The following is a 22,366-nucleotide window of genomic DNA, read 5'->3' as shown; positions in this document are numbered from 1 at the left end:
GCGACTCATGCGCCGACACGGTCGGCGGCCAGCTGACCCACCAGTTCCCACGTACGACGCTCATCCTCCGGACTGCTCAGATCGGTGCTGGTGATGACGACTTCGGTGGCTCCCGCTTCGAAGTAGCGGTGGATTCCGGCGGCTACGGTTTCCTCGTCGCCGATCAGGGCCAGGTCTGCGGCTCGGGATGCGCCCTCCAAGTTGATTACTCGGCTGTAGGAGGGGACCTGTTCGTAGAAGGACAGTTGGTCGAGGGCGTGGGCGCGGACCGCCTCGATGTCGGCGGTGACCACGGCTGGGACGAAGGCGACCACGCGGGGTTTGGTGGCTGATGCGCGGGTGATCGCCGGGACGATGTGGGTGGTCAGGGTTTTCGGACCGGCCAGGTAGGGGAGGATGCCGTCGGCGAGTTCGCCGCTGACGGCTAGCGCCTGCGGACCCATCGCGGCCACCAGCACGGGAGGTCGGGGTTGAGCGCCGGGGACTGCCGTTGGCAGGGTCGGTGTGACGGTCAGCAGTTCGCCGTGGAAATCGGCCGTGCCGGTCTCCAGTAATTGCAGTGTCGCGGTGAGGAATTCGCGCAGACGAGCGATGGGGCGATCGAATGGCGTTCCGAACGCGTCGGCGATGAGGGTCGAACCTACGGCCAATCCGAGGTGGTAGCGGCCATGCGTCGCGGCCTGTGCGGTTTGGGCCTGTGCGGCCACGTTCACCGGGTGGCGGCCGACGACGGGGATGGCGGAGGTGCCTACCTGAAGGCCCGGGACTTCGCGGCCCACGATCGCGGCCAGGGCGGGTGAGTCGTAGTCCATTCGCTGGCCGAACCAGGCGGATTTCAGGCCGAGGTCGTGGGCTGTTCGAGCCTTGGCCACGATGGCGTCGACGTAGTTCTCCACGTTCGTGGCGGCCAGCGCGATTCCGAGAGTCATTCCATGGGCAACCCGTGTGCAGTATCGACTGTTCCCGAATGCACATTGAAATCAGTTTGAGCACAACGGTTTTGGAAATGCAGTAACCCTGGATACTTCCAGCGCATCCACGACAGCCGGGTCAGTCGATGCGGTAGCGGGTGGCGAGGGTGGGGCTTTGTCCATTGAAAGCGGCCAGGTCGGCTTCGAAGACCTTCGGGAGGAGGGTGGGGTCTTCGACGCCGGGGGCGCAGACGACCTCGCCGATTTCCAAGCCACGGAGGCCCGCCGTAACAACGTCGTCGGCAGACATGCGCGGTACAGCGCTCAGGTCGAGGCCCTGGCGTTCGTGGAATTCGGTGGCGACTACGCCCGGGCAGAGGACCAGCACTTTTACGCCGGTGTTTTCGAGTTCGGCGCTGAGGGTTTGGGACATGGCGACGAGGTGGGCGAGGGTGCCGGCGTAGACGGCGCGGCGGGGCATGACCGTGGTGGGGGCGGGGCCGCTGAAGGCGATCATTCCGGCTACGTTGATGATCGCGCCGGAGCCGCGCTGCTGCATGCCTCCCACCGCGGCGCGCGTGATCAGCGTTGGGGCGAGCACCTTGACGGTGACCAGTTCGCGCGCCTTGTCGGCGGGGAGATCGTTGAGCGGCATGTAGTAGGCCACGCCCGCATTGTTGACCAGCAGGTCGAGTGGCTCGGTGGCAGCTTCGGCGACCGCGTCGATACCGTCGAGGGTGGCGAGGTCCGCGGCCAAAGGACGAATTACCTTGTCGGGGAACTCGCCCGCGAGTTCCTGCAGCCGGTCGGTGCGCCTGCCGACCGCGATGACGGTGTACCCGTCACCGGCCAGGCGGCGGGCGAATGCCCGGCCGATACCCGAAGTGGCCCCGGTGACGAGGGCGAGTTTGCTCATGACACTCCCTGACTCGAACGGGTCTATCGGAATGATGCTGCGCGAGAGGCGATTCGGGTCAGGATATGGCTTCGGTCATGGCCACCGCTATCGGCCCGAGGAGAGGGAGGGCGACGTTGGAGAGGGCGTAGACGATTGTGTAGGACATCAAAGGGGTTGCGTTGCCCGCCACCTGCTGGACAGCCGAGATGCCCGGGGTGGAACATTGCTGGCCGGTGATCGCGCCGAGGGCAAGGGGCGCTGGGAGTTTCATGAATTTCCAGGCGACGACGAGGGAGATGCACGCCGGGATGGCGGTCATGAGGACGCCCGCGATCGGGAGGCCGAAGCCGAATTTGCGGACCAGGTCTACTGCCTGCGGGCCGGAGGTGAGGCCGACCACGGCGATGAAGACCGAGAGGCCGAGGGTTTTGATGACATCGGCCGCGGCGGGCGCGTACTGGCCGATCTCCGGGTTCTTGGAGCGGAACCAGCCGAAGAGCAGGCCGGTGAGCAGGCAGCCGCCGCCGGTGCCGAGCGTCAGGGGGATGCTTCCCACCTGGACAACGATTTTGCCGATCATGAACCCGAAGGCAACGCCCAGCGCGATGTAGATGATGTCGGCCTTGACGGTCGGGTCGAGCCGATACCCCAGGGAGGGAACGGCTTTGGCGAGATCAGCCTTGGATCCGGTGAGCCGCACCGTATCTCCGCGCTGCACCGCCATGCTCGAATGCAGCGGGAGTTCCTTGTCCTCGCGGACCACGCCGGTCACGTACAGCCGGTTGCCGAGCTGTGTGTCGATCTCGCCGAGGGTGGCGGCGCGCTGGCGGTGATCGAGCACCACCTGGTCGATCTCCAGCGCGGTCTCCAGATCCGAACTGGGGACGATTTCGGGCCCGATGGCGTCCTCCGCGGGCACCATATCCGCGCGCGGACCCACCACCAGCACCTGATCCCCCGCCCGCAGCACGACATCGTCCGCGACCGCGATCACCTTGCCGCCGCGCAACATTCGCTCCACGGTCAGATGCCCGCCGAGGTCCGCGGTCACCGTCGCGATGGTCTGCCCGGCCACCCGCCGCACCTGGAAGGCGCGGCCGATGAGGTCCGGTGCGGCGGCGACTTCGGATCCGTCGGCATCGTCATCACCGCCGCCGAGCTGCTTCCACAGCTTGGCAGCCTCATCGCGCAGGTTGATGCGCATGATGAGCGGAAAGATCTGACTCGACAGCAGCACCACCACGATGAGCCCGCAGATGTACGAAATCGAGTACGCCGTACCGACATTCGCCTGCATGGCGGTGATCTGATCGGCCGGGCGGTCGAGCCGGGCAATGGCATCGGTCGCGGTGCCGACCGCCGCCGATTCGGTGGCTCCGCCCGCCAGCAGCCCGGACGCGGTGCCCGGATCGAGCTTCATGACCAGCGTCGCGATCGCGGTGATCACCAGCACGCTGGCCACCTCGATCAGCGTGAAAGTGCCGTACTTCAAGCTCTTTCGGTTCAGGCTGCCGAAGAACGTCGGCCCGGAGATGTAGCCGAGGGTGAAGATGAACAGCGCGAAGGCGATATTCTTCACCTGCGCGTTCACCGTGATGTGCCCGGCCATGCCGACGAAGATCGCCACGATCAGGGTGCCGGCCACGCCGCCCAGCGACAGTTTCCAGATCCTGATCTTGCCGATCGCGTAACCCAGTGCCAGGCAAAGGAATAGCGCGGCCTCGGGCGTGTCCTGCAGGAACCTTTTTATCGCGTCCATGAAACCGTCCTCGATCGGAGCGAGCCGGGTCAGCGAGTCTTGGTGCGGTTCTGGAACTCCGAGTGATACTCGTCCATGATCTGCCGCAGCCACTGCCCGATCCGGGCGTAGCTGTCCTGCCGGAGGTTGGCCAGCGACACGCGCACCGACCATTGCGGTCCGTCGAATCCGCCGCCGTTGAGCAGCACGATCGAACCCTGTTCGGCCAGCCGGAACACCGGGTCGACCGGTTCGTGCTGGGTTTGCAGCCACTGCGCGAACTCCGCGCTCCAATGCTGTTTCACCCACACCATCAGATCGAGTTCGACGTAGTAGTTGGCCGCGTTCGGATCTTGCGGCACCGGCACCTGGAGACTCTCGGCGAGGGTCTTCAGTCGCCGCGCGATGATCGCCTCGCAGTTCTTCTTGTGCCGCGCATCCTTGTCGAGCAGATCCGCCAGCGAGAACAACGCCATCTGAACCTGTTGCGGCGTGGACAATCCGGCGGTGTGATTGAGCGCAACATCCCGCGAATCGGCCACCATCCGGTCGATGAATTTCAGCTTCGCCGGTTCCAGCGCGATGGTGGAATAGCGTTTGGTGAGCGCATCTCGTTGCGCGGCGGGCAAATTCGCGATGCGCCGGTCGAAGATATTGTCCTTGGCCACCGCGATGACGCCCAAACGCCAACCGGTGCAACCGAAATACTTGCTGAACGAGTAGACGCCGATGGTATTCGCGGCGGCGATCGACATCAGCGATTGGAAGCCTTCGACGAACGTCCCGTACACATCATCGGTGATGATGGTGAGGTTCGGATTCTCCTTCGCCGCGATCTGCTTGATGCGTTCGAGCGTCGGCTTGTCCAGCATCACCGACGGCGGATTCGACGGATTCACCAGGAACAGCGCCTTGACACTGGGATCGGCCAACTTCTCGATCTCGGAGGCGGGGTACTGCCAGGTGTGCATTCCATCCGGGGCGTCCTTGGACGCCTGCACCTCGACCACATCGAACTGATACCGCTCGAGATGCGGAATCTCCAGATACGGCGTGAAAATCGGCGTCATGATCGCGATCCGGTCACCGGGCGCGAGAATGCCGTTGACCACGCAACTGTCGAACAGATAGCACATGGCCGCGGTACCGCCCTCGGTGGCGAACAGATCCCAGCCGCCCGCGGGCGCACCGCCCATCGCCTGGTCGAGGTAGGCGTGCACCACCTGTTCGATATGGGTGAGCATGCGATCCGGGACCGGATAGTGGTCGCCGTGGATCGCGTCCGCCAACTCCCCCACCCAGGCGTCGGCATCGAATTTCAGTGTGCCGACACCGTATTCGACCGCGCCGCGCAGCAACTCCACCTCGGCGCTCGCGGGTTCGGCGGCAAGGAATTGCTCGAATCGTCCGGCGATGCCCGCGGATTGCGGCATACCGCCGAGCCCCGGAAATTCATCCCAGTCCCGGACGGCTTCGGCGACCGCGAATCGGCCGAGCAGATAGAACGCCGAGCGGGGAACCACGGAGGTCCAATTCGGATTGCCGCGGCCCGCGTTGATCATCGCGTGCGCCGTCTTATGCATATTCTCATCGGCGAGATCGATGAGTTCGTCTTTCAGTTCGAACGGGCTGAGTCGCTCATACTTCTTCTCGGTACCGCGATCGACCTCATTGTCCACGCTCATCGTCCAACCTCCGTATGTCGAAGTGCGGTCGATCCGTATCCAGCGCATACCGTGACATGGGTAAATGAATGCCGACTGTCACGACACGCGATATCGCGAGGTTCGAAATCTGGTTGTCATAGCGGTGGTGCTGCAACGCTATCGCGACACGATCCGACAGGAGAGCACAATGGCGCGAATGTCCATTCTGGGGATGGTCGGCTTGGCGGCCTGTTCGGCGGTGCTGGTGGCGGGATGCGCAAATGGCTCAACCGATTCCGAGGCGACGGGGCAGCCGTCGGCCACATCGCAGGCCGCGCGGCAGTCCCCCGCCCCCGGTCAGCTCCCCCGCGTCACGATTCTGGCCACCGGCGGCACCATCGCCGGTAAGGCCAATGCCAACTCGGCCGTCGGCTACACCGCGGGTGAGGCGACCGCCCAGGATCTCATCGACGCTGTCCCCGGCATCGACAAGATCGCCAAGCTGACCGCCGAGCAGATCTCCAATATCGGCAGCCAGGATATGAACGACGAGGTGTGGCTGACCTTGGCGAATCGAATCAATCAGATCTTCGCCGACGATAAGGCCGATGGCATCGTCGTCACGCACGGCACCGACACCATCGAGGAGACGGCATTCTTCCTCGACCACGTGGTCGCCGGCCCCAAGCCGGTCGTCCTGGCCGGTTCCATGCGCCCCTCCACCGCGCTGAGCGCCGACGGCCCGGCCAATCTCCGCTCGGCCGTCCAGGTCGCCGCCACCCCCGCCGCCCGCGACCGCGGCACCATGGTCGTCCTCAACGACACCATTCACGGCGCGAAGGACGTCACCAAAACCAACACCACCAGCGTGCAGACCTTCGCCTCCCCGAATACCGGCCCCCTCGGCCATGTCGATGCCGCCGCGGTCACCTTCGCCGGGCCCGCCTCCACCCAGCCGCGCCTGACCTTCCCGGTCCCGGACAAATCCCCCCTCCCCCAGGTCGCCATCGTCTACTCCCACTCGGGCATGGACGCGACCCAGGTCAACGACGCCCTCGGCCACGGCGCACAGGGCATCGTCCTGGCGGGCGTGGGCGACGGCAACACCGCCAAGCCCGTGGTCGCCGCCCTCAGCGCCGCCGCGGGCAAGGGCGTCCTCGTAATCCGTTCCAGCCGAGTGGGTTCCGGCAGCGTAGTCCGCAACGCCGAACTCAACGACGACGACCTCGGCACCATCTCCGCCCTCGACCTCAACCCCGCCAAATCCCGAATCCTCACCCAACTCCTACTCGCCAACGGCATCACCGACAAGGCAAAAGTCCAACAGGCCTTCGCCGATTGCTGATTCTCGTCCTCGAGTAGTTACCCCGTGTCGCTCGCGCGGACCGGCGACAAGGATGGAAGCTGTTCGCGGACAGACTGATTGCGGGGGTTGTGATGGAAGACGATGCGGGACAGCGGCCCAAGGGGCTCGGGAAGCGGGCCTGGGTGGTCACCCAGTTCGTGCGCCGGATTCTGCGGGCGCTGGCGTGGTCGAACTTCGTGCGCGTGAACGTGATCGGGCGGGAGCTGGTGCCAAAGACCGGTCCGGTGATCATTGCCAGCAATCACATTTCCATGCTGGACGCGGTGTTTTTGTGGGGTGCGCTGCGGCGGCGCGCTGTCGCGATTGCCATGGCGGAGTTGTGGACCTGGCCGGTGGTGGGGTGGTTGGTGCGGCGGCTGGGGCAGATTCCGGTGGTGCGCAGGGACAGCGGGTCGGGGCAGAGTGCGCTGGAGCGGGCAGAGCAGGTGCTGCGGTACGGCGGGGTGCTGATCATTTATCCGGAGGGGCGGTTGGTGGCGGCCGGGGAGGATGAGCCGTACAAGCCCGGGGTGGCGAAACTGGCGCTGGCGACCGGGGTTCCGATCATTCCGGTGGGGACGACCGGGACCGATCGGGTGCTGCCGATGCGGCGGGTGCGCGGGAACGGGCCGAAGTTCGATCGATCGCAGCAGGTCACGATTCATTTCGGGACGGCGGTCGATCCGGCCGAATTCGATGATCCGGAGAAGTTGCTGGACCACCTGCGGCAGCGGATCGAGGGCCTGAGGCAGTGAGACCAAATCGCAGACCGTTCGGTATCGAACAAAGGTTCGACTCGAGGTAATCTCTCGGGCCATGCCGGAACTGTCCAGACGCGATTGGGCGACGATGAATCTCGAGCAGGTGCGGCGGCAGCTGCTCGACGCCGCCGCGTTCGGCAAGTACCTCACCCCCGAACAGCTCGAACACGCCGCCGGGAAGATCGGCGAGGGGTTGCGGGTCTTCAAGGAGGAGACCGAGCCACCGCGCTGAGCGGGCATAAACGCTGAGCGGGCATGAAAAAGGCCGGTACCGCGTGGGCACCGGCCTCGGATCAGCTGTCGACGTGGACGTGCGGCCGCTGCGAGCGCCGCGGCACCGCCCGCCGCAGAATCTCCCGGGTCACCGGCGCCACCTCACCCTCACCGAAGAACATGAACCGCACCAGATTGGTGAGCGGATTGCCTTCGGTCCATTCGAAATACACGTGCGGCGGGGTGCCGGTGCGGTCGCGAATGGCCAGCAGGATCGCCGCGATGGAGTTCGGCACGGCCGCCGCCTCGACCGAGAGGATGTGATACTGATCCACCTCCACATCGGTGACCAGCAATTCGGTGCTGAATTCCGAAGGATCCCGGACGATCACCTCGAGGAACAGGATCGGATCATCCTCGGGGATATGGCTTTCCCGGCGCTGATCGGCTTCCTTCTCCGCGTACTCCTCCGGTTCGCGCTTATCGATATCGTGCGTGACGATGCGGACCTCACCGCGCGCGGCCAGCGAATCGATCATCTCCGCCGCCCGCTCGTCGAAAGTGACTGTCACGGCCCGCAATTCGAATGCCCGGCGGAAGCGCGAAGCGAACGAGACCACCAGCGTCGCCACGATGAACAGTAGCGCCAGCTGCGCGCCCTCGGGCTTCTCGATGACATTGTCAATGGTGGTGTACACGAAGATCGCCGACACCAGCCCGAACGCGAATACCCGCGACCGCTGCCCCTTGTTCGCCGCGGACAGCGTCACCGCGACGGCGGCGGAGGTGATCAGCACCAGCACACCGGTCGCGTACGCCGCGCCCTGCGCATCGACGCTGGCATCGAAATACCAGGTGATGCCGAACGCGACCGCCGCGAAAACCAATACCAGCGGCCGAATCTGGCGCGCCCACTCCGGTGCCATGCCGAAGCGCGGCAGATATCGCGGCACCAGATTCAGCAGGCCCGCCATGGCGGACGCGCCCGCGAACCACAGGATGGCGATGGTGCTGATGTCGTAGACGGTGCCGAAGGTATTGCCGAGCTGTTCATGCGCGAGATACGCCAGCGCGCGGCCATTCGCCGGACCGCCCGCCTTGAACGCGTCCTCGGGAATCAGCACGGTGGTGATGAAGCTGGTGACGATGAGGAACCCGCTCATGATGAGCGCGGCGGTGGTCAGCAGTTTGCGCGCGCCGATGATGCGGGCGCGCGGATGCTCCTCGGTGTCCTCGGGGCAGCCCTTGATCTGCGGCATGACCGCCACACCGGTCTCGAATCCGGACAGACCCAGCGCCAGCTTCGGAAAGACCAGCAGCGCAACGCCGATCATGGCGATCGGACTGCCGTGTTCGGCGGTGAGGGCATGGCCCCAGTCGGTGACCAGCGACCCGTGTCGGAGCACCTCGACCAGACCCCGCGCGGCGACAACCAGATTCAGCGACAGGTACACACCGACCAGTACGACCGCGATTCCGATCGCCTCGCTGAAACCCTTGAGGAACACCGCCGCCAGCAAGGCCAGCAGCACCAGGGTGATGAGCACGTTATGCCCGTGCAGCGCGTCGGGCATGAGCGGATTCTCGACGATATGCGCCGCGCCGTCGGCCGCGGACAGCGTCATGGTGATGGTGAAATCGGTGGCCGCGAAGCCCAGCAGCACCAGAATCAGCAGTTTGCCCCACCAGTTCGGCAGGAATTTGGCGAGCATGGCGATGGAACCGCCGCCGTGCGGACTCTCCTTGGCGACCCGGCGGTACACCGGCAGCGCGCCCAGCAGCGTCAGCGCCACCAGCACCAGGGTGGCCAGCGGTGAGAGCACGCCCGCGGCCAGCGCCGCGATACCGGGCTGATATCCGAGCGTCGAGAAATAGTCGACACCGGTCAGGCACATCACCTTCCACCAGGAATGCTGATGTTCCTTGGGCGCGCGTTTGGCCATGGGTCCGGGTAGTTGGGAGTGCTGCTCCCCCGCGTCCTCCAGCAGCCAGGACGCGAATCGCGTACGTAGCGCAGGCTCGGTCGTGGTCAAGTGAGTCCTCCCCGGAACCCGTGTGTCCGGTTTCCCGGAATCAGCCGAAATGTCGTGGCCAATGTACTCACGGCGCGCCGAGACAAGACACACCCCGCGCCGCGAGTCGCCCGCGGCGCTGTGCTAGCCGAGAAGGGCGCGGCCGACCCCGTCGTTCCGGCGTGCTTGTGGCCGGAACCAACGAAACCGGTTGTTGCGCCACAGCTGTGGATCCCGGCCACAAGCATGCCGGGATGACAGGACAGGCCGAACCCGGGAGTGAGGTTGGACCGTCGACTCCATCAGCCCAGGTAGGCCATGACCGCGTTGGTGAGCGCGGTTGCCAAACGGGCACGGCCGTCCGGGGATTCGAGGATCGCGGCATCGCCGGGATCACGCATGTTGCCGCATTCGACCAGGGCGGCCGGGCGCTCGGCGAGGTTGAGGCCCGCGAGGTCGGCGCGCGGGTTCATCCCGTTGGAACCGACGTAGGTGGAGGGGGTGAAGCCCGCGCCGACCAGGCCGTCGCGCAGCGTGGTGGCCAGTCGGCTGGACGGCTCGCCCTGCGAATCATTCACCGCGGGAGAGGAATAGGCGACGTGGAACCCGTGCGCACCGGCGGGCGCGCCGTCGGCGTGAATGGAGACCACGGCCGCCGCGTTCACCCGCTGTCCGAGCGTGCCGCGCTCATCGACGCAGGGTCCGACACCATTGTCGTTATCGCGGCTCATCACCACGCGAATCCCGCGCTGGCTGAGCAGATCCCGCATGCGCAGCGCCACATCGAAATTGAATTCGTGCTCGGTGTAACCGTCATTGCCGTTGGTGCCGGTGGTGTTGCAGGCCTTCATACCGCCGCGCCCGTCCGGCACCTGCGCATTGATCTCATCGGTATGCGCGGCGCCGCCGCCATTGTGGCCGGGGTCGAGCACCACCACGCGTTCGGCGATCGGAAAGATCGGCAGCGCGGGCAGATCCGCCATCGGGCGATGCTGTCCGGGAACGGCCGCCGCCCCCGTACCTCCCGCCGCGATCAGCAGAGCACCGGAAATGGCCGCCAGAGCTTTCCAAGGTCGCTTGCGCACCCGGCCCACCATACGGGCCGGAGCGCGCCGCGTTAAGTCACTCCTCGAGCTTGCGCAGCAGTGCGGCGAGTGTGCGCAGTTCGTCCGGGGTGAGCGCGGCGGCCGCGGCGGGCGCGGGATCGGGCGTGGCGAGCGCGTCCAGCACCAGCTCGCGTCCGGCCGGGGTGAGCGAGACCAGTTTGACCCGCCGATTGCCGGGATCGACCTCGCGCACCACCAGTCCGCGCTCCTCCAGATCATTGACGTTGACGGTCGCGGCGGGCGCGTCCATGGTGGCGGCGTGCGCGAGCTGCTTGACCGACAGCGGCCCCGGCAGCAACCGCTTCATGACGCGAAACCTGCTGAACGGCAACCCGGTTCGCTCCACGACGGCGCGTTTCCAGCCGTCCCGGGAATCCATCACCAGGTGGGTCAGCAGCCGCCAGACCTCATCGGGGGTGGGCGTGTCAGACATGTGCGGGGACCTTCTGTTCGAGCAGGGGTGCGACGCGGTCGCGGGTGCGGTACGCCCACGAGGTGTTCGCGGCCACGCCGAGCATGGGCACGGTGACCGCGAGCGCGGCAATGGTCCACCACAGCCCCGCTCCGGTGAGCGCACCACACAGTGCCACACCGAGACTGGCGCCGACCTGACGGCTGGTGGAGGCGACCGCGGCGGCCGCCCCGGCGCGATCGAGCGGCATACCGCTGACCGCGGCGGTGGTGATGGGCGCGTTGACCATGCCGAATCCGATGCCGAACACCGCGAACATGATGATCAGCTGCCACTGCGGGGTGGCGGGGGCCAGCCGGGTCAGCGCGACCGCGGCGATGGCCATCAGTGTGCCCGCGATGACCAGGGACGGCCGGGTGCCGTAGCGACCCACCATGCGCCCGGAGACGGGCGAGAAGATCAGCATGCCGACCGCCATGGGCAGGTACAGCAGGCCGGTGTGCACGGCCGAGAAGTCCCGTGTCCCTTGCAGATACAGCGAGATGTCGAACAGGAACGCGCCCAGCGCCGCGAACGCGCACACCGCGGTGATGGTGGCCGAGGCGAACGGGAAGCTGCGGAAGAAGCGCAGATCGATGAAGGGGGTGGGATGCCGCGATTCATGCCACAGGAATCCGGCCAGCGCGGCGGCGGTGAGCAGGAAGATGAGCGGTTTGTGCTCGATCAGCCCGAACACCAGGGTGAACATGAAGGCGATGGCCAAAAGCTGTCCGGCCCAGTCCATTCCGCGCGGTTGACTCGACTTGGATTCGGGCACGAAAAGCGTGGTGAGCACCAGGGCGACGGCCACGATCGGCAGGTTGATCCAGAACACCGACTGCCAGCCCAGCGAATCGATGAGCAGGCCGCCGACCAGCGGCCCCATGGCGGTCGAGATGCCGACCACCGCGCCCCAGACGCCAACGGCGCGTGCGCGTTCCATGCGGCCGGTGAAAACGGTGGTGATGATCGACATGGCGACGGGGTTCAGCATGGAACCGCCGACGGCCTGCAAAAACCTTGCGCCGATGAGGATTTCGATGGTGGGCGCGAGACTGCACAGCAGCGAGCCGACCGCGAAGGTGAGCAGGCCGATCCGGAACACGCGCTTGCGGCCGATGCGGTCGGCCATGGCGCCGGACAGCATGAGCAGGCTGGCCAGGGTGAGGGTGTAGATGTCGACGATCCACTGCAACCGGGTGAGCGGTGCGCCGAGATCGGACTGGATGGTGGGGATGGCGACGTTCACGATCGTCGCGTCCATGGAGGAGATCAGCAGGCTGAGACAGCAGGTGATCAGGATGAGCGTCTTGCGCTCTTTGCTGAGTTCCCCAATAGCTGTATTCACACAACGATTGTGAAACTAAAAGTATTCGATGGCAATAGGTGTGCTCCAGGTCACCGCAACGGCGCGGGGACGCCCGCCGGACCCGGGGGCTGTCCGGGCTGTCCGGGCTGTCCGGGCTGTCCGGGCAACATTCCAGCCAGGCCGGGCATCGCACCGGGTAGGCCCGGGACCGCGTCGAACAGGTCGGCGAGCGGGGCGAGCGTCCCGCCCAGCGGGGCCAGGAAACCCGGCACCGGCCCGAGCACCCCGGAGAGGGTCTCCAGCACAGTGGTGAGCGGTCCGAGTTCTCCGGCTTCGGCCGCGAGCACATCCTCGGTCTGCTCGGCGGCGGTGCCGTAGGTGTGCGCGGTGACGGTGAAGCCCGAACCGAAGGAGGCCGAGGCGACTTCGGGAACGCCCGTATCCGCCCAGCCCCATTTGGTGCCTTTGATGTGCGGCAGGCGCGAGGTGCCCCAATCCTGTTTCGTGCCATCGGCGGCGGTCGTGCTGGCCTGCTCCATCCAATCGAGGATGGGACTGTCCGGATCGTTGCGGACCTTGGCCAGCAGGAAATCGGCCATATCGGCGGTGCTGGTGGAGGACATGCCCCAGTCCGCGCCGCCGTGCGTCGCGGGCAGTTCGTATTCGGCGGCGACCGCGTCGATGGCTCCGGGATATTTGGCCGCCATGGCGTCGGCGGCGGCATCGTCGGAGTAGCGAATCATGCGCTCCCCCAACTCTTTATCCTGCGGGGAGCCATCACCGTGCCGGAGCGCGTAGTCCGCGAGGTAGAGCTTGGCGATGGAAAGCCCGCCGCGCGATTCGGTTTCGTTCTCGGTGCCCCACTTCATGCCCGGCACGATCGAGCGCAGTGAGATCGCCGTGCGCGGGGGCACCTGCCGGTGCTCACCCGGCTGGGGCTCGTGCGGTTTCGGTTCCTGCGCCGCCGCCGGGGCCGAACACAGGCAGACGCCCACCGTGACCGCGCCGATCAGCCCTGTCCAGTAGCCCATCGCAACCTCCGCGTCGAGCCCCGCCCACTGCCCAGCTTGCCGGGCGTAGCCACCGAGAGCTGGGAAAACGCTCTCGACACGCCGATTACCAACGCGACTCGCCCACCGGGTGCCATTGCACGCGGTGGCCGATCACCGAACCCCGGATCGCCGCCCGGGATCACACGGTGAGAATCGTGCGACCCGCCGCCGCCCTGGATTCGATGGCGGTGTGCGCGGCGGCGGCGTCCGCCAGCGGGAAGCGCTGCCCGATCACGACCTCGAGGCGTCCGGCGGCGGCTTCGGCCTGGGCGCGGTCGTGCAGTGCGATCCAGTCGGTGGTCGCGGCGGTGATCTCGAAGAGGGTGAGCACCGTAATGTCGCGCGCCGCTGCGGCTTCGGCGTCGACCATCGCGAATCCGCCTGCCGCGTTGCCGTATCCGAGCAGGCGACCGCCGGGAACCAGGGCCGCGATGCTGTCGCCGCCGATCCGCCCGCCCGCGCCGTCGAGCACCGCGTGCACGCCGCCGGTGATCTCACGCACCTGATCGACCCAGTCCGGCCGCGAGTAATCGACCACCGCTTCGGCTCCGAGTCGTTGTGCCAGTGCGAGTTTGGTCTCACCGCGCGCCGCGGCGATGACGCGGGCTCCCGCCGTGCGGGCGAGCTGGATCAGCAGGGTGCCCAATCCGCCCGCGGCAGCGGTGATCAGCACCCATTCGCCCGCGCGCAGTTCGGCGCGATCGGCGACCGCCAGTGCGGTGCGGCCGTCGTGCACCAGCGCCACCGCCCGGTCCAGGCTCAGGTCCTCGGGGACGATCGCGAGGGTGGCGGCCTTGGCCAGCACCTTCTCCGCGTAACCGCCGGTCGGTGTGCCACTGGCGATTCCGCTGTCGGCGGTGGGGGTGGCGACCCGGCGGCCGACCCATGCCGCGTCGACGCCGGGGCCGACCGATTCCACCACGCCGGACACCGCTCCGCCGGGGACGAACGGCGGGTGCACCGGGAAGTAGTCGCGGCCGGCGCCGCTGCGCAGCATGGTGTCCAGGAACATGACGTCGGCGGCGGCCACCGCGACCACCACTTCACCGGCTCCCGCCACCGGATCGGGGACTTCATTCACCGCCAGCACTTCCGGATCTCCGAATGCCTTGGCTTCGACAACGCGCATCGCCCTAACCTTCCCGCCGTACCGGATAACTGACACCACCCTCCAACCTCGACAATGGTTGAGGTCAAGTCCGGCGGACGGAATTCGCTCAGAGCGATATTCGACGGGAGTTATAGCCGACCCGTATTTAATACATTTCTAATCGAATTCGCCGCGTTATTGCGGGTGTGACGCGTACAACAAAACAGCGAATTCATGCGATGAGCTGGCTCTTTACAGACAACATGCAGCTATCTGAATCATTTTCGAGGCACGGAACATTGCTGGCGATTCAGAGCCTGCTTTACCTTGGTGGGCATACAGGAAGGACACGAAGTGCAGTCGATCACCACATCGCAGCAGCATCTCGAACAGGTTCGCGCCGCCACCCGCGCCCGCGAAGCCGCCAAGCAGGCCGCACAGGCCGCGGATGCCATCTGGCGCAACAGCATCAAGGACGCGACCGTCGCGGGCGAACGGGTTTTCCTGATCGCCAAGGCCGCCGGGGACATCACCACCTCCCGCGTCTATCAGATTCGCGACGGCGTGCGCACCGGCAGCCGCTGACGACGAACTTCCCGCACGCGGGCCGACAGTGCCCCGAACATGCCGCACTCGCGCCCCGAACCCGGGGCGCTTCGCATGCGACAATGACCGCGTGCGCGAGCAGTTGAAGCAGTGGGTCGATGACCTCACCGGGGGTGACAGCACCCGCGCGATCGCCGTGGTCACCGGCATTCCACAGGCCACCCTGGCACGGCATCTGACGATGGACACCCCGCCCGTGGAAACGCTCATCGAGATCGCCCGGGCCTATAACGCCAACCCGGTCGAGGCACAGGTGGTCGCCGGAATCATCACCGAAGCCGAGGCACATCGCGCCGGATCCGGTAGCGCCATCCGCCTGGCCAGCACCCGGCAACTGCTCACCGAACTGATACGCCGGGACCGAGGCGATGAGGAACCGACCCGGCGCGGTCCCGGCCACAACGGCACCCGCGTACCCCGCTAACCCGCACTGCACTGCACTGCACTGCACTGCACTGCACTGAGCAACGCCCGCACACCCACCCGCGCCCGCACACCCACCCGCGCCCGCACACCCACCCACGCCCGCTGCGGCCACGACCGCCGTCGGTCGCCCCGGGGTCAGTCATCCGCAGCCCGCAGGAGCCCGATGGTTGGATGCCCCGCAGGAGATTCGACTGCCGCCCGACCATCTCGGGTTGAACATTTTCGGTCAATTTCGGTCCGGCCGTGGGTGTTTGCCGCGGTGTGACTGCGAGGCTCGGCGCCGGGGCGATCGTGGCAGCTCACGATCCCCTCGCGCGGCGGTTCCGGCGGCATGGGCGTGAGCAGGTCGAAAACTGATTCTGTACGGCCGATTACGGCCGGGCGACGGTGGTCCCAACTGACGGGATGGCGCGTTGCCTGGGCGTTCGCGCTCGGGTAGCGCCGGGCATGCCGGGCGCTTATGCTCGTCCGCTAGATCCGAATCCGCTTGCCGGTGCACATATTTGGCGTGCGCCGCCGCCGAGTGGATACGGCCGCATCGTGGAACTCGCCCCGGTGCACGTGCGTGCGGAGTTGCGAAGCTTGTCGGAGTCATCGAATCCCACGGGGTCATCGAATCCCAGGGACGGGGAGCCGGATACCGTCGACGGTGCACGGCTGCCGTTCGGGACGCTGCTGGGATGTGTCGCCGTGACCGCGATCGCGGTGGGCGGCACGGTTTTCGCGGCCCCGGACGATATGCGGATCGCGGTCGGAATCGGCGGCGGCGTGGTGGCGGTGCTGTTGTGCGCGGCGATCACCGCGGCGGTGTATTTCCGTTCCCTGATCGGCCGGGCGGGCCGGGTGGGCGATACCCGGGCCGGGCACGCCGAGGCGCGGACCGCGGCGGTCATCGCCGAGGCGGAGGCGCGACTCGCGGACGGGCAGCAGCGAATTCAGTTGCTCACCGACGCGGTCGCGGTCAAGACGCGGGAGGCCAAGGAGAGCGAGAATCGGCGCGCGGCGGCCATGGCGGCCTTCGCGGGCGCGGCCGGTCGCATGCAGGCGATGAGCACCTCCATGCTCGCCGAGCTGCGCGAGATGGAGCATCGGCACGCCGATCCCAAGATGCTGGCCGATCTGCTGGAGCTCGATCACCGCACCGCGCAGGCCGGGCGGCTCGCCGACAGCGTCGCGGTGCTCAGTGGTGCGCGCTCCGGGCGGCGCTGGGCCAAACCCATTGCCATGGAGTCGATTCTGCGCGGGGCCATGGGTCGGGTGGCCGGTTACCAGCGCATCCGTTTGCGCGCGGTCACCGATATCGCCATCGCGGGGCATGCGGCCGAGGGCGTCATGCACGCGCTGGCCGAACTGCTCGACAATGCCTGCAACTTCTCCCCGCCGACCACCGAGGTGCACGTCTACGCCGCGGAAGTCCCGGCGGGCGTGGTGATCACCATCGAGGACAGCGGCCTGGTGATGAGCGAATCCGCGCTGCGCCGTGCCGAAGCCACCGTCTCCGGCAAGTCCAATCCCACCGGTCTGGGCAACCCCGGCTCCAATCCCGCGGCGGCCCCGGGTATCTCGGACCTCTCCTCGCTCTCCGGCACCCGCCTGGGGCTGGCGGTGGTCGGCTACCTGGCCCGCAAACACGACCTCACCGTCTCCTACCGCCCCTCCGCCATCGGCGGCACCGCGGTAGTGGTGGTCGTCCCGCGCGAACTGACCACCCGCATAGATCGCACCCCCGGCTCCCTCTCCGCCATCCCCCTGCCCGCCCAACCTGCGGCAGAACTCCCCCCGGCCGCCCCGCCGCGCTCCGATACCGTCCCGGCCCTGCTGACCGTGGACATCACCCACACCGCGCCACCCCGGGTAGCTCCCCGCACGGATTCCCCGCACGCCGATCCCACCCCCACCGGCCCGATCCCCCGCCGCACCGAGATCCATTCCGGCGCAACGGCAGTCGCTCCCTCCGGCCAACCCGCGATCCCGGATCGGTCGAGCGGCGATCCCGCCGTGGCGGCCCGGGCGGTTCCCAACGCGACAGCCGCAGCGCCCGGCGAGCCGACCAGCGAGCGGGCACTACCCGCGGACGACGGCACCGAGCATTCCCACCCGGCGGCCATTCCGTCCGGCACGACCGGATTCGCCGGACCGGTACGCGGCGGTGCAGCCGCGGGCGGGCCGGGAACACCTGCCGCTGGAACGGTGCCGGGCCCCGCCCGCGCACCCGAGTCCACCATCGGTGTCCCCGCGGGTGCGCGGCCCCCGCTCGGCGACGAGGCGGGACTGCGCACGTCCTACCCGAGCGCTCCGCCGATCCCCGCTGCCGCAACCGAATCCGCGCCTCCCGCGCGACCCGGCCAACCGGCCGCCCCCGGACCTGGTCAGGGCAAGGCCGCAACCCCCTGGTTCCGGGAGACGGCACCGGACCCGACCTCAGGCCGACCCTCCGCTACTCCCGTTGCACCACAGCCGAATTCGACTCCTGCCCCGGCCGCTGGCGGCGGGCAGCAACCGCCCGGATCCCGCGGCCACCATCCCGCTCCCGCCACTTCGGGTGGCTACCACCCCGGTTCGACCCCCGGCTTCTCCGGCAGCACTTCGGTACTGCCGGATCGAATGTTCGATGGTGGCGGCCAGGGCGCGACCGTAAAGCCTTCCGCACCTGGCGGTTCGGCCTCCGCGCCCGGTTCGGCTCCCGGTTCGGCGGCCGCACCGCCTTCCCTCCCGTCTGGGTTGCCCCGCCGGGTGCGGGGCCAGACACTCGCGGCGGTGCATCCGGAAGGCCTCGCGGCGCCGGAGGCGCCACCGCGCGGGGTGGCGCGGCCGGTATCGCCGGGCGCGCTGGGGGCTTTTCAGCGAGCGGTCAACGGGCGCGAGAATGCCGGTACCGCAATACCTTTCCCGTCGGCCTTGGAGAGCGATAAATGATCCCGTCCGCCACGCAGCTGGGCTGGCTGCTGGAGCAGCTACTCACCCGTACCCCGCGCGCCAGGCATGCCCTGCTGCTGTCCGGGGACGGGTTGAAGATCTGCCACACCCCGGAGCTGGGCAATGACAGCGCCGATCAGCTGGCGGCCATTGCCGCCGGCATTCAAAGCCTTTCGCACGGTGCGTCGGTGGAGTTCGGTGACGGTCGCGGCGGTGTGCGCCAGTCCATGACCGAGTTCTACGGCGGCATCCTGTTCATCGTGGAGGCGGGGGTGGGCGCGCATATCGCGGTGGTCGCCGCCGAGGACGCCGATGCCGGACTGGTCGGCCACAATATGCGCGAACTGGTGGAGCAACTGGGCGAGCACCTTGCCGCGCAGCCGCGGGTGCGCGATCCCCGGGGAGCTGGCGTGTCGTGACCAGGCCAGACGAGGATCCGGATCGGCTCTACACGCTGACCGGCGGCCGCAGCCGACCGGATTCGGATGCCTTCGATCTGGTCACCCTCGTGGTGAGCGAATGTGATCCGGCCCCGGGCATGCAATCCGAGCATGCCGCGATTCTGGAGATCTGCCGCTCCCCCACCGCCGTGGTCGAGATCGCGGCGGAATTGCGACTACCGGTCGGCATCGCCACCATTCTGCTGTCGGATCTGCTGCACGCGGGCAAGATCACCGTGAGACATCCGCGGTATGACCCTGCCTCGCAATGGCATTCGCTGCCCGACACCACCACCCTGGAGAAGGTGCTCGTTGGACTCCGCAATCTTTGACCCCCGGCCGTCCCGCGCCGCCGCACCCCTGCACGCCTCCGCCAGCAATGGTCTCAAGATCGTGATCGTCGGTGGTTTCGGTGTCGGCAAGACCACCATGGTGCGCGCGGTGAGTGAGATCCGGCCGCTCGATACCGAGGCCACCATGACCCAGGTGGGCGTCGGCGTCGACGATCCGGCCGGTGCGCCCGGAAAGTCGACCACCACTGTGGCTTTCGACTTCGGCCGCATCACCATCGACGCCGAGCACGTGCTGTATCTGTTCGGTGCGCCCGGGCAGGAGCGGTTCTGGTTCCTGTGGGATCGCCTGTTCACCGGCGCGCTCGGCGCCATCGTGCTGGTCGATCAGCGCCGAATCTCCGATTCCTGGTACGCGATCGACCGGCTCGAACATCAGCGCACCCCGTTCATCGTGGCGTGCAACAACTTCGGCGCGGACTTCGATCCGCGCGAGGTGCGCGAGGCGCTGGATCTGGACCCGCATGTCCCGCTCATCGATTGTGATGCGCGGCAACGGGATTCCTGTAAGCAGGTGCTGATCACCCTGGTCGAATACCTCTACACCCCGGAGACCCTGTCATGACCTCGCCCGAGCCCGCCACCTGCCCGGTGCGGCCGGGCGTCGTACCGCTGAGCGGCCCGCGTTTCCACACCGATCCGCACCACCTCTACAACGATATGCGCCGTGAACACGGCGCGGTGGTGGCGGTGGAACTGCCCGGCGGGGTGCCCGCGTGGCTGGTCATCGGCTATCGCGAGATGCATCAGGTCACCAACAGCCCGGAGCTGTTCCCGCGCGATGTGAGCCTGTGGAATCAGTGGGGCAATATTCCCGAGGACTGGCCGCTGCTGCCCATGGTCGGGCAGCCCATGCCGTCCATCTATTTCACCGCGGGCGCGGAGCATCGCCGTCATCTCGCCATGGTGGAGCCCGCGCTCGAATCCGTTGATCCGTTCGAATTGCGCAGGATCTGTGAGAGTTTGGCGGATCGGCTGATCGATGCCTTCTGCGGTCGCGGCTCCGCGGATCTGATGGCCGAGTTCGCCGAACCGCTGCCGGTGCTGACCTTGGCGGCCCTGCTCGGTTTCCCGGATTCGGATGGCCCGCACCTGGCCTGGTCCATGAAGGTGATGGCCGATGGCGGTGCGGACGCCCAGGCCGCGCATCTGCAATTCGCGGGTCATATGCAGCGCCTGGTGGCGATGAAGAAGGCCATGCCCGGCGATGATCTGACCTCACGCATGCTGGCGTATCCGACGCCGTTCACCGATGAGGAATACATCAACGACCTGATGGCGATCACCGCCGCCGGGCATCTGACCACCTGCGACTGGCTCGGAAACTCGGTGCGGCTCATGCTCACCGACGATCGGTTCGCCGCCGCGCTGGGTGGTGGCCGCCGCAGTATCAGCCAGGCCATGAACGAGGTGCTGTGGGAGGAGTCCCCCACCTCGATTCTGGCCGGACGCTGGGCCGCGCGCGATACCCGCTTGGCCGACAAGACGATTCGCGCCGGGGATCTGCTGCTGCTGGGCCTGGCCGCGGCCAATACCGATCCGCATGTGCGCCAGCATGTTTCGGAGGGTATGCAGACCGGCAACAGCGCGCATTTCGCGTTCAGCCATGGCGAGTATCGCTGCCCGTTCCCGGCGCAGCATATCGCCGAGATCATCGCCCGGACCGGTATCGAGGTGCTGCTGGATCGGCTGCCCGATATCGATCTGAGTGTGCCCGCGCGGAACCTGATGCGCCGACCGTCTCCTTTCATGCAGGGAATGTCTTCTCTCCCTGTTGTTTTCAGCCCAGTTCGTGCCGTCGGAGGTTTCCAGTGAGTTCCGCATGCCCACACGCCATAGCCATCGATCCCATGGTCGCCGATCTGGCCGGTGAGACCGCGCGCCTGCGCGAGGCCGGTGCGGTGACCCGTATCGAGCTGCTCGGGGTGCCCGTCTGGACCATTACCGAGCACGCCCTGGCCCGTCAGCTGCTGACCGATACCCGGCTGGTGAAGGACATCAATTCCTGGGGACTGTGGACCTCGGGTGTGGTGACCCGGCAGTGGCCGCTGATCGGCATGATCGATGCCGGGCGTTCGATGTTCACCGTGGACGGGGCCGAACATCGCCGGTTGCGGATCAAGACCACGCAGGCGCTGACCCCGCGCCGCCTGGAGGCGCTGCGGCCCTCGATCGAGGCGCTGGTCGCGGAATTGCTCGACAACCTCGAGGCCGCCGCGCGCGAGGGTGAGGTGGTCGATCTCAAGCAGGTCTTCGCCTATCCGCTGCCGATGCGGGTGATCAGCGAGCTCATGGGTGTGGAGCCGAGCGATCAGGCCATGCTGCTGGACTGGTACAAGAAGTTCTTCTCCATGATGACCCCGCAGGATGAGCGGCTGCGCGTCATCGACGCCATGGACGTGTACTTCACCGAGATGGTGCGCCGCAAAACCGATTCTCCCGGTGACGATCTCACCAGCGCGCTGATTCTGGCCGATGAGGGCGGCGACCCGCTCACCGAGGAAGAGGTGGTCGGCAACCTCAAGGCACTGGTGGCCGCCGGGCACGAGACCACGGTCAGCCTGATCGTGAATACGGTGCGCGCCTTGCTGACTCGCCCCGAACAGCTCGAGGCGCTGCGCAGCGGCGATGTGGACTGGAAGCAGGCCATCGAGGAGACGCTGCGCTACGACGGCCCCGTCACGCATCTGCTCATGCGCTTCGCCACCGAGGATATTCCGTTGGGCGACACCGTGATCGAGAAGGGTGAGGGCGTGGTGATCTCCTACCGCGCCGTGGGCCGCGATACCGCCGTGCACGGCGCGGACGCCGACGAGTACGACATCACCCGTACGACCGCGAACCGCAATATCTCCTTCGGTTACGGCCCGCACATCTGCCCCGGCGCGGCGCTGGCCCGCCTGGAAGCGGCCATCGGCCTGCCCGCGCTCTTCGAGCGCTTCCCGGGCCTCAAGCTCGCGATCCCCGACGAGGAGATCACCCACCTCCCGGTCCTCACCCAGAACGATGTAGCCGCACTCCCGATCAGTATCTGAGCCCCGGCGGCCGATGCTCGCCGCATCGGCCGCCGTACTCGCCCGGCGCACCTCCCGGAAT

The 22,366-nt window shown here is 67.1% G+C and carries 21 protein-coding genes; 11 read left to right on the top strand and 10 right to left on the bottom strand.

What is annotated here, in order from left to right:
* Positions 1-5: 5 nt before the first annotated feature.
* The 4 genes from ACFVUS_RS37435 to ACFVUS_RS37420 form a co-directional block, all read right to left on the bottom strand.
* Complete coding sequence (locus tag ACFVUS_RS37435) at positions 6-929, bottom strand: TIGR03564 family F420-dependent LLM class oxidoreductase (protein ID WP_387777898.1); 924 nt, start codon at positions 927-929, stop codon at positions 6-8.
* A 121-nt stretch (positions 930-1,050) separates the two neighbouring features.
* Entirely contained in the window at positions 1,051-1,827 is a 777-nt protein-coding gene (locus ACFVUS_RS37430; RefSeq protein ID WP_387777895.1) for an SDR family NAD(P)-dependent oxidoreductase, read from the bottom strand.
* Positions 1,828-1,885: 58 nt separating this feature from the next.
* Positions 1,886-3,568: an aspartate-alanine antiporter gene (gene aspT, locus ACFVUS_RS37425; RefSeq protein WP_387777893.1), complete on the bottom strand. Its 1,683-nt coding sequence runs from the start codon at positions 3,566-3,568 to the stop codon at positions 1,886-1,888.
* Between the two features lie 29 nt (positions 3,569-3,597).
* Entirely contained in the window at positions 3,598-5,232 is a 1,635-nt protein-coding gene (locus tag ACFVUS_RS37420) for a bifunctional aspartate transaminase/aspartate 4-decarboxylase (RefSeq protein ID WP_387777890.1), read from the bottom strand.
* A gap of 178 nt (positions 5,233-5,410) precedes the next feature.
* Here ACFVUS_RS37420 and ACFVUS_RS37415 point away from each other — a divergent pair, with 178 nt between their 5' ends.
* The 3 genes from ACFVUS_RS37415 (at position 5,411) to ACFVUS_RS37405 (ending at position 7,531) form a co-directional block, all read left to right on the top strand.
* Positions 5,411-6,538 carry an asparaginase gene (locus ACFVUS_RS37415; RefSeq protein WP_387777887.1) on the top strand — a complete coding sequence of 376 codons (1,128 nt, stop codon included), beginning with the start codon at positions 5,411-5,413 and terminating at the stop codon, positions 6,536-6,538.
* Positions 6,539-6,630: 92 nt separating this feature from the next.
* On the top strand, positions 6,631-7,293 hold the full coding sequence (locus tag ACFVUS_RS37410; RefSeq protein WP_387777884.1) for a lysophospholipid acyltransferase family protein: 663 nt from the start codon (positions 6,631-6,633) through the stop codon (positions 7,291-7,293).
* Positions 7,294-7,354: 61 nt separating this feature from the next.
* On the top strand, positions 7,355-7,531 hold the full coding sequence (locus ACFVUS_RS37405; RefSeq protein ID WP_375968405.1) for a DUF6374 family protein: 177 nt from the start codon (positions 7,355-7,357) through the stop codon (positions 7,529-7,531).
* Between the two features lie 61 nt (positions 7,532-7,592).
* On the opposite strand, the gene ACFVUS_RS37400 is transcribed toward ACFVUS_RS37405, so the two are convergent.
* The 6 genes from ACFVUS_RS37400 to ACFVUS_RS37375 form a co-directional block, all read right to left on the bottom strand.
* Positions 7,593-9,545: an amino acid transporter gene (locus ACFVUS_RS37400; protein ID WP_387777879.1), complete on the bottom strand. Its 1,953-nt coding sequence runs from the start codon at positions 9,543-9,545 to the stop codon at positions 7,593-7,595.
* A gap of 281 nt (positions 9,546-9,826) precedes the next feature.
* Entirely contained in the window at positions 9,827-10,507 is a 681-nt protein-coding gene (locus ACFVUS_RS37395) for an N-acetylmuramoyl-L-alanine amidase (protein WP_387778575.1), read from the bottom strand.
* Between the two features lie 139 nt (positions 10,508-10,646).
* Complete coding sequence (locus ACFVUS_RS37390; RefSeq protein ID WP_387777876.1) at positions 10,647-11,063, bottom strand: MarR family winged helix-turn-helix transcriptional regulator; 417 nt, start codon at positions 11,061-11,063, stop codon at positions 10,647-10,649.
* A complete protein-coding gene (locus ACFVUS_RS37385; RefSeq protein WP_387777873.1) occupies positions 11,056-12,429 on the bottom strand; it encodes an MFS transporter in 1,374 nt (457 codons plus the stop codon). The genes ACFVUS_RS37390 and ACFVUS_RS37385 overlap by 8 nt, the downstream gene beginning before the upstream one ends.
* A 50-nt stretch (positions 12,430-12,479) precedes the next feature.
* Positions 12,480-13,421, bottom strand: a complete 942-nt coding sequence (locus tag ACFVUS_RS37380) for a hypothetical protein (RefSeq protein ID WP_387777870.1) — start codon at positions 13,419-13,421, stop codon at positions 12,480-12,482.
* 160 nt (positions 13,422-13,581) lie between these two features.
* Positions 13,582-14,571, bottom strand: a complete 990-nt coding sequence (locus ACFVUS_RS37375) for a zinc-binding dehydrogenase (protein WP_387777867.1) — start codon at positions 14,569-14,571, stop codon at positions 13,582-13,584.
* 315 nt (positions 14,572-14,886) lie between these two features.
* Here ACFVUS_RS37375 and ACFVUS_RS37370 point away from each other — a divergent pair, with 315 nt between their 5' ends.
* From ACFVUS_RS37370 to ACFVUS_RS37335, 8 genes are all read left to right on the top strand, one after another.
* Positions 14,887-15,117 carry a hypothetical protein gene (locus ACFVUS_RS37370; RefSeq protein WP_387777864.1) on the top strand — a complete coding sequence of 77 codons (231 nt, stop codon included), beginning with the start codon at positions 14,887-14,889 and terminating at the stop codon, positions 15,115-15,117.
* Between the two features lie 91 nt (positions 15,118-15,208).
* Positions 15,209-15,562, top strand: coding sequence for a hypothetical protein (locus ACFVUS_RS37365; RefSeq protein ID WP_387777861.1), 354 nt, complete (start codon positions 15,209-15,211; stop codon positions 15,560-15,562).
* Between the two features lie 692 nt (positions 15,563-16,254).
* Positions 16,255-18,480 (top strand): ATP-binding protein, encoded by a 2,226-nt coding sequence (locus tag ACFVUS_RS37360; RefSeq protein ID WP_387777858.1) that lies wholly within the window; start codon positions 16,255-16,257, stop codon positions 18,478-18,480.
* Positions 18,477-18,899 carry a roadblock/LC7 domain-containing protein gene (locus ACFVUS_RS37355; RefSeq protein WP_387777855.1) on the top strand — a complete coding sequence of 141 codons (423 nt, stop codon included), beginning with the start codon at positions 18,477-18,479 and terminating at the stop codon, positions 18,897-18,899. Before ACFVUS_RS37360 ends, ACFVUS_RS37355 begins: the two co-directional genes overlap by 4 nt.
* Positions 18,896-19,252 carry a DUF742 domain-containing protein gene (locus ACFVUS_RS37350; protein ID WP_375968411.1) on the top strand — a complete coding sequence of 119 codons (357 nt, stop codon included), beginning with the start codon at positions 18,896-18,898 and terminating at the stop codon, positions 19,250-19,252. Before ACFVUS_RS37355 ends, ACFVUS_RS37350 begins: the two co-directional genes overlap by 4 nt.
* On the top strand, positions 19,233-19,835 hold the full coding sequence (locus tag ACFVUS_RS37345; protein WP_387777852.1) for an ATP/GTP-binding protein: 603 nt from the start codon (positions 19,233-19,235) through the stop codon (positions 19,833-19,835). Before ACFVUS_RS37350 ends, ACFVUS_RS37345 begins: the two co-directional genes overlap by 20 nt.
* Complete coding sequence (locus ACFVUS_RS37340) at positions 19,832-21,085, top strand: cytochrome P450 (RefSeq protein ID WP_387777849.1); 1,254 nt, start codon at positions 19,832-19,834, stop codon at positions 21,083-21,085. Before ACFVUS_RS37345 ends, ACFVUS_RS37340 begins: the two co-directional genes overlap by 4 nt.
* Positions 21,082-22,305 (top strand): cytochrome P450, encoded by a 1,224-nt coding sequence (locus tag ACFVUS_RS37335; RefSeq protein WP_387777846.1) that lies wholly within the window; start codon positions 21,082-21,084, stop codon positions 22,303-22,305. Before ACFVUS_RS37340 ends, ACFVUS_RS37335 begins: the two co-directional genes overlap by 4 nt.
* Positions 22,306-22,366: the final 61 nt, after the last annotated feature.

Source organism: Nocardia sp. NPDC058058, assembly GCF_042885355.1.
GTDB lineage: Bacteria > Actinomycetota > Actinomycetes > Mycobacteriales > Mycobacteriaceae > Nocardia.
This window is presented reverse-complemented; position numbering and strand designations above follow the sequence as displayed.

What these genes read in the sequence shown, in the direction of transcription:
- ACFVUS_RS37420 (WP_387777890.1), bottom strand. Translation starts at nt 5,232, where the DNA reads ATGAGCGTGGACAATGAGGTCGATCGCGGTACCGAGAAGAAGTATGAG.
- ACFVUS_RS37355 (WP_387777855.1), top strand. Translation starts at nt 18,477, where the DNA reads ATGATCCCGTCCGCCACGCAGCTGGGCTGGCTGCTGGAGCAGCTACTC.
- ACFVUS_RS37430 (WP_387777895.1), bottom strand. Translation starts at nt 1,827, where the DNA reads ATGAGCAAACTCGCCCTCGTCACCGGGGCCACTTCGGGTATCGGCCGG.
- ACFVUS_RS37395 (WP_387778575.1), bottom strand. Translation starts at nt 10,507, where the DNA reads ATGGCGGATCTGCCCGCGCTGCCGATCTTTCCGATCGCCGAACGCGTG.
- ACFVUS_RS37375 (WP_387777867.1), bottom strand. Translation starts at nt 14,571, where the DNA reads ATGCGCGTTGTCGAAGCCAAGGCATTCGGAGATCCGGAAGTGCTGGCG.
- ACFVUS_RS37390 (WP_387777876.1), bottom strand. Translation starts at nt 11,063, where the DNA reads ATGTCTGACACGCCCACCCCCGATGAGGTCTGGCGGCTGCTGACCCAC.
- ACFVUS_RS37340 (WP_387777849.1), top strand. Translation starts at nt 19,832, where the DNA reads ATGACCTCGCCCGAGCCCGCCACCTGCCCGGTGCGGCCGGGCGTCGTA.
- ACFVUS_RS37410 (WP_387777884.1), top strand. Translation starts at nt 6,631, where the DNA reads ATGGAAGACGATGCGGGACAGCGGCCCAAGGGGCTCGGGAAGCGGGCC.
- ACFVUS_RS37435 (WP_387777898.1), bottom strand. Translation starts at nt 929, where the DNA reads ATGACTCTCGGAATCGCGCTGGCCGCCACGAACGTGGAGAACTACGTC.
- ACFVUS_RS37380 (WP_387777870.1), bottom strand. Translation starts at nt 13,421, where the DNA reads ATGGGCTACTGGACAGGGCTGATCGGCGCGGTCACGGTGGGCGTCTGC.
- ACFVUS_RS37415 (WP_387777887.1), top strand. Translation starts at nt 5,411, where the DNA reads ATGTCCATTCTGGGGATGGTCGGCTTGGCGGCCTGTTCGGCGGTGCTG.
- ACFVUS_RS37405 (WP_375968405.1), top strand. Translation starts at nt 7,355, where the DNA reads ATGCCGGAACTGTCCAGACGCGATTGGGCGACGATGAATCTCGAGCAG.
- aspT (WP_387777893.1), bottom strand. Translation starts at nt 3,568, where the DNA reads ATGGACGCGATAAAAAGGTTCCTGCAGGACACGCCCGAGGCCGCGCTA.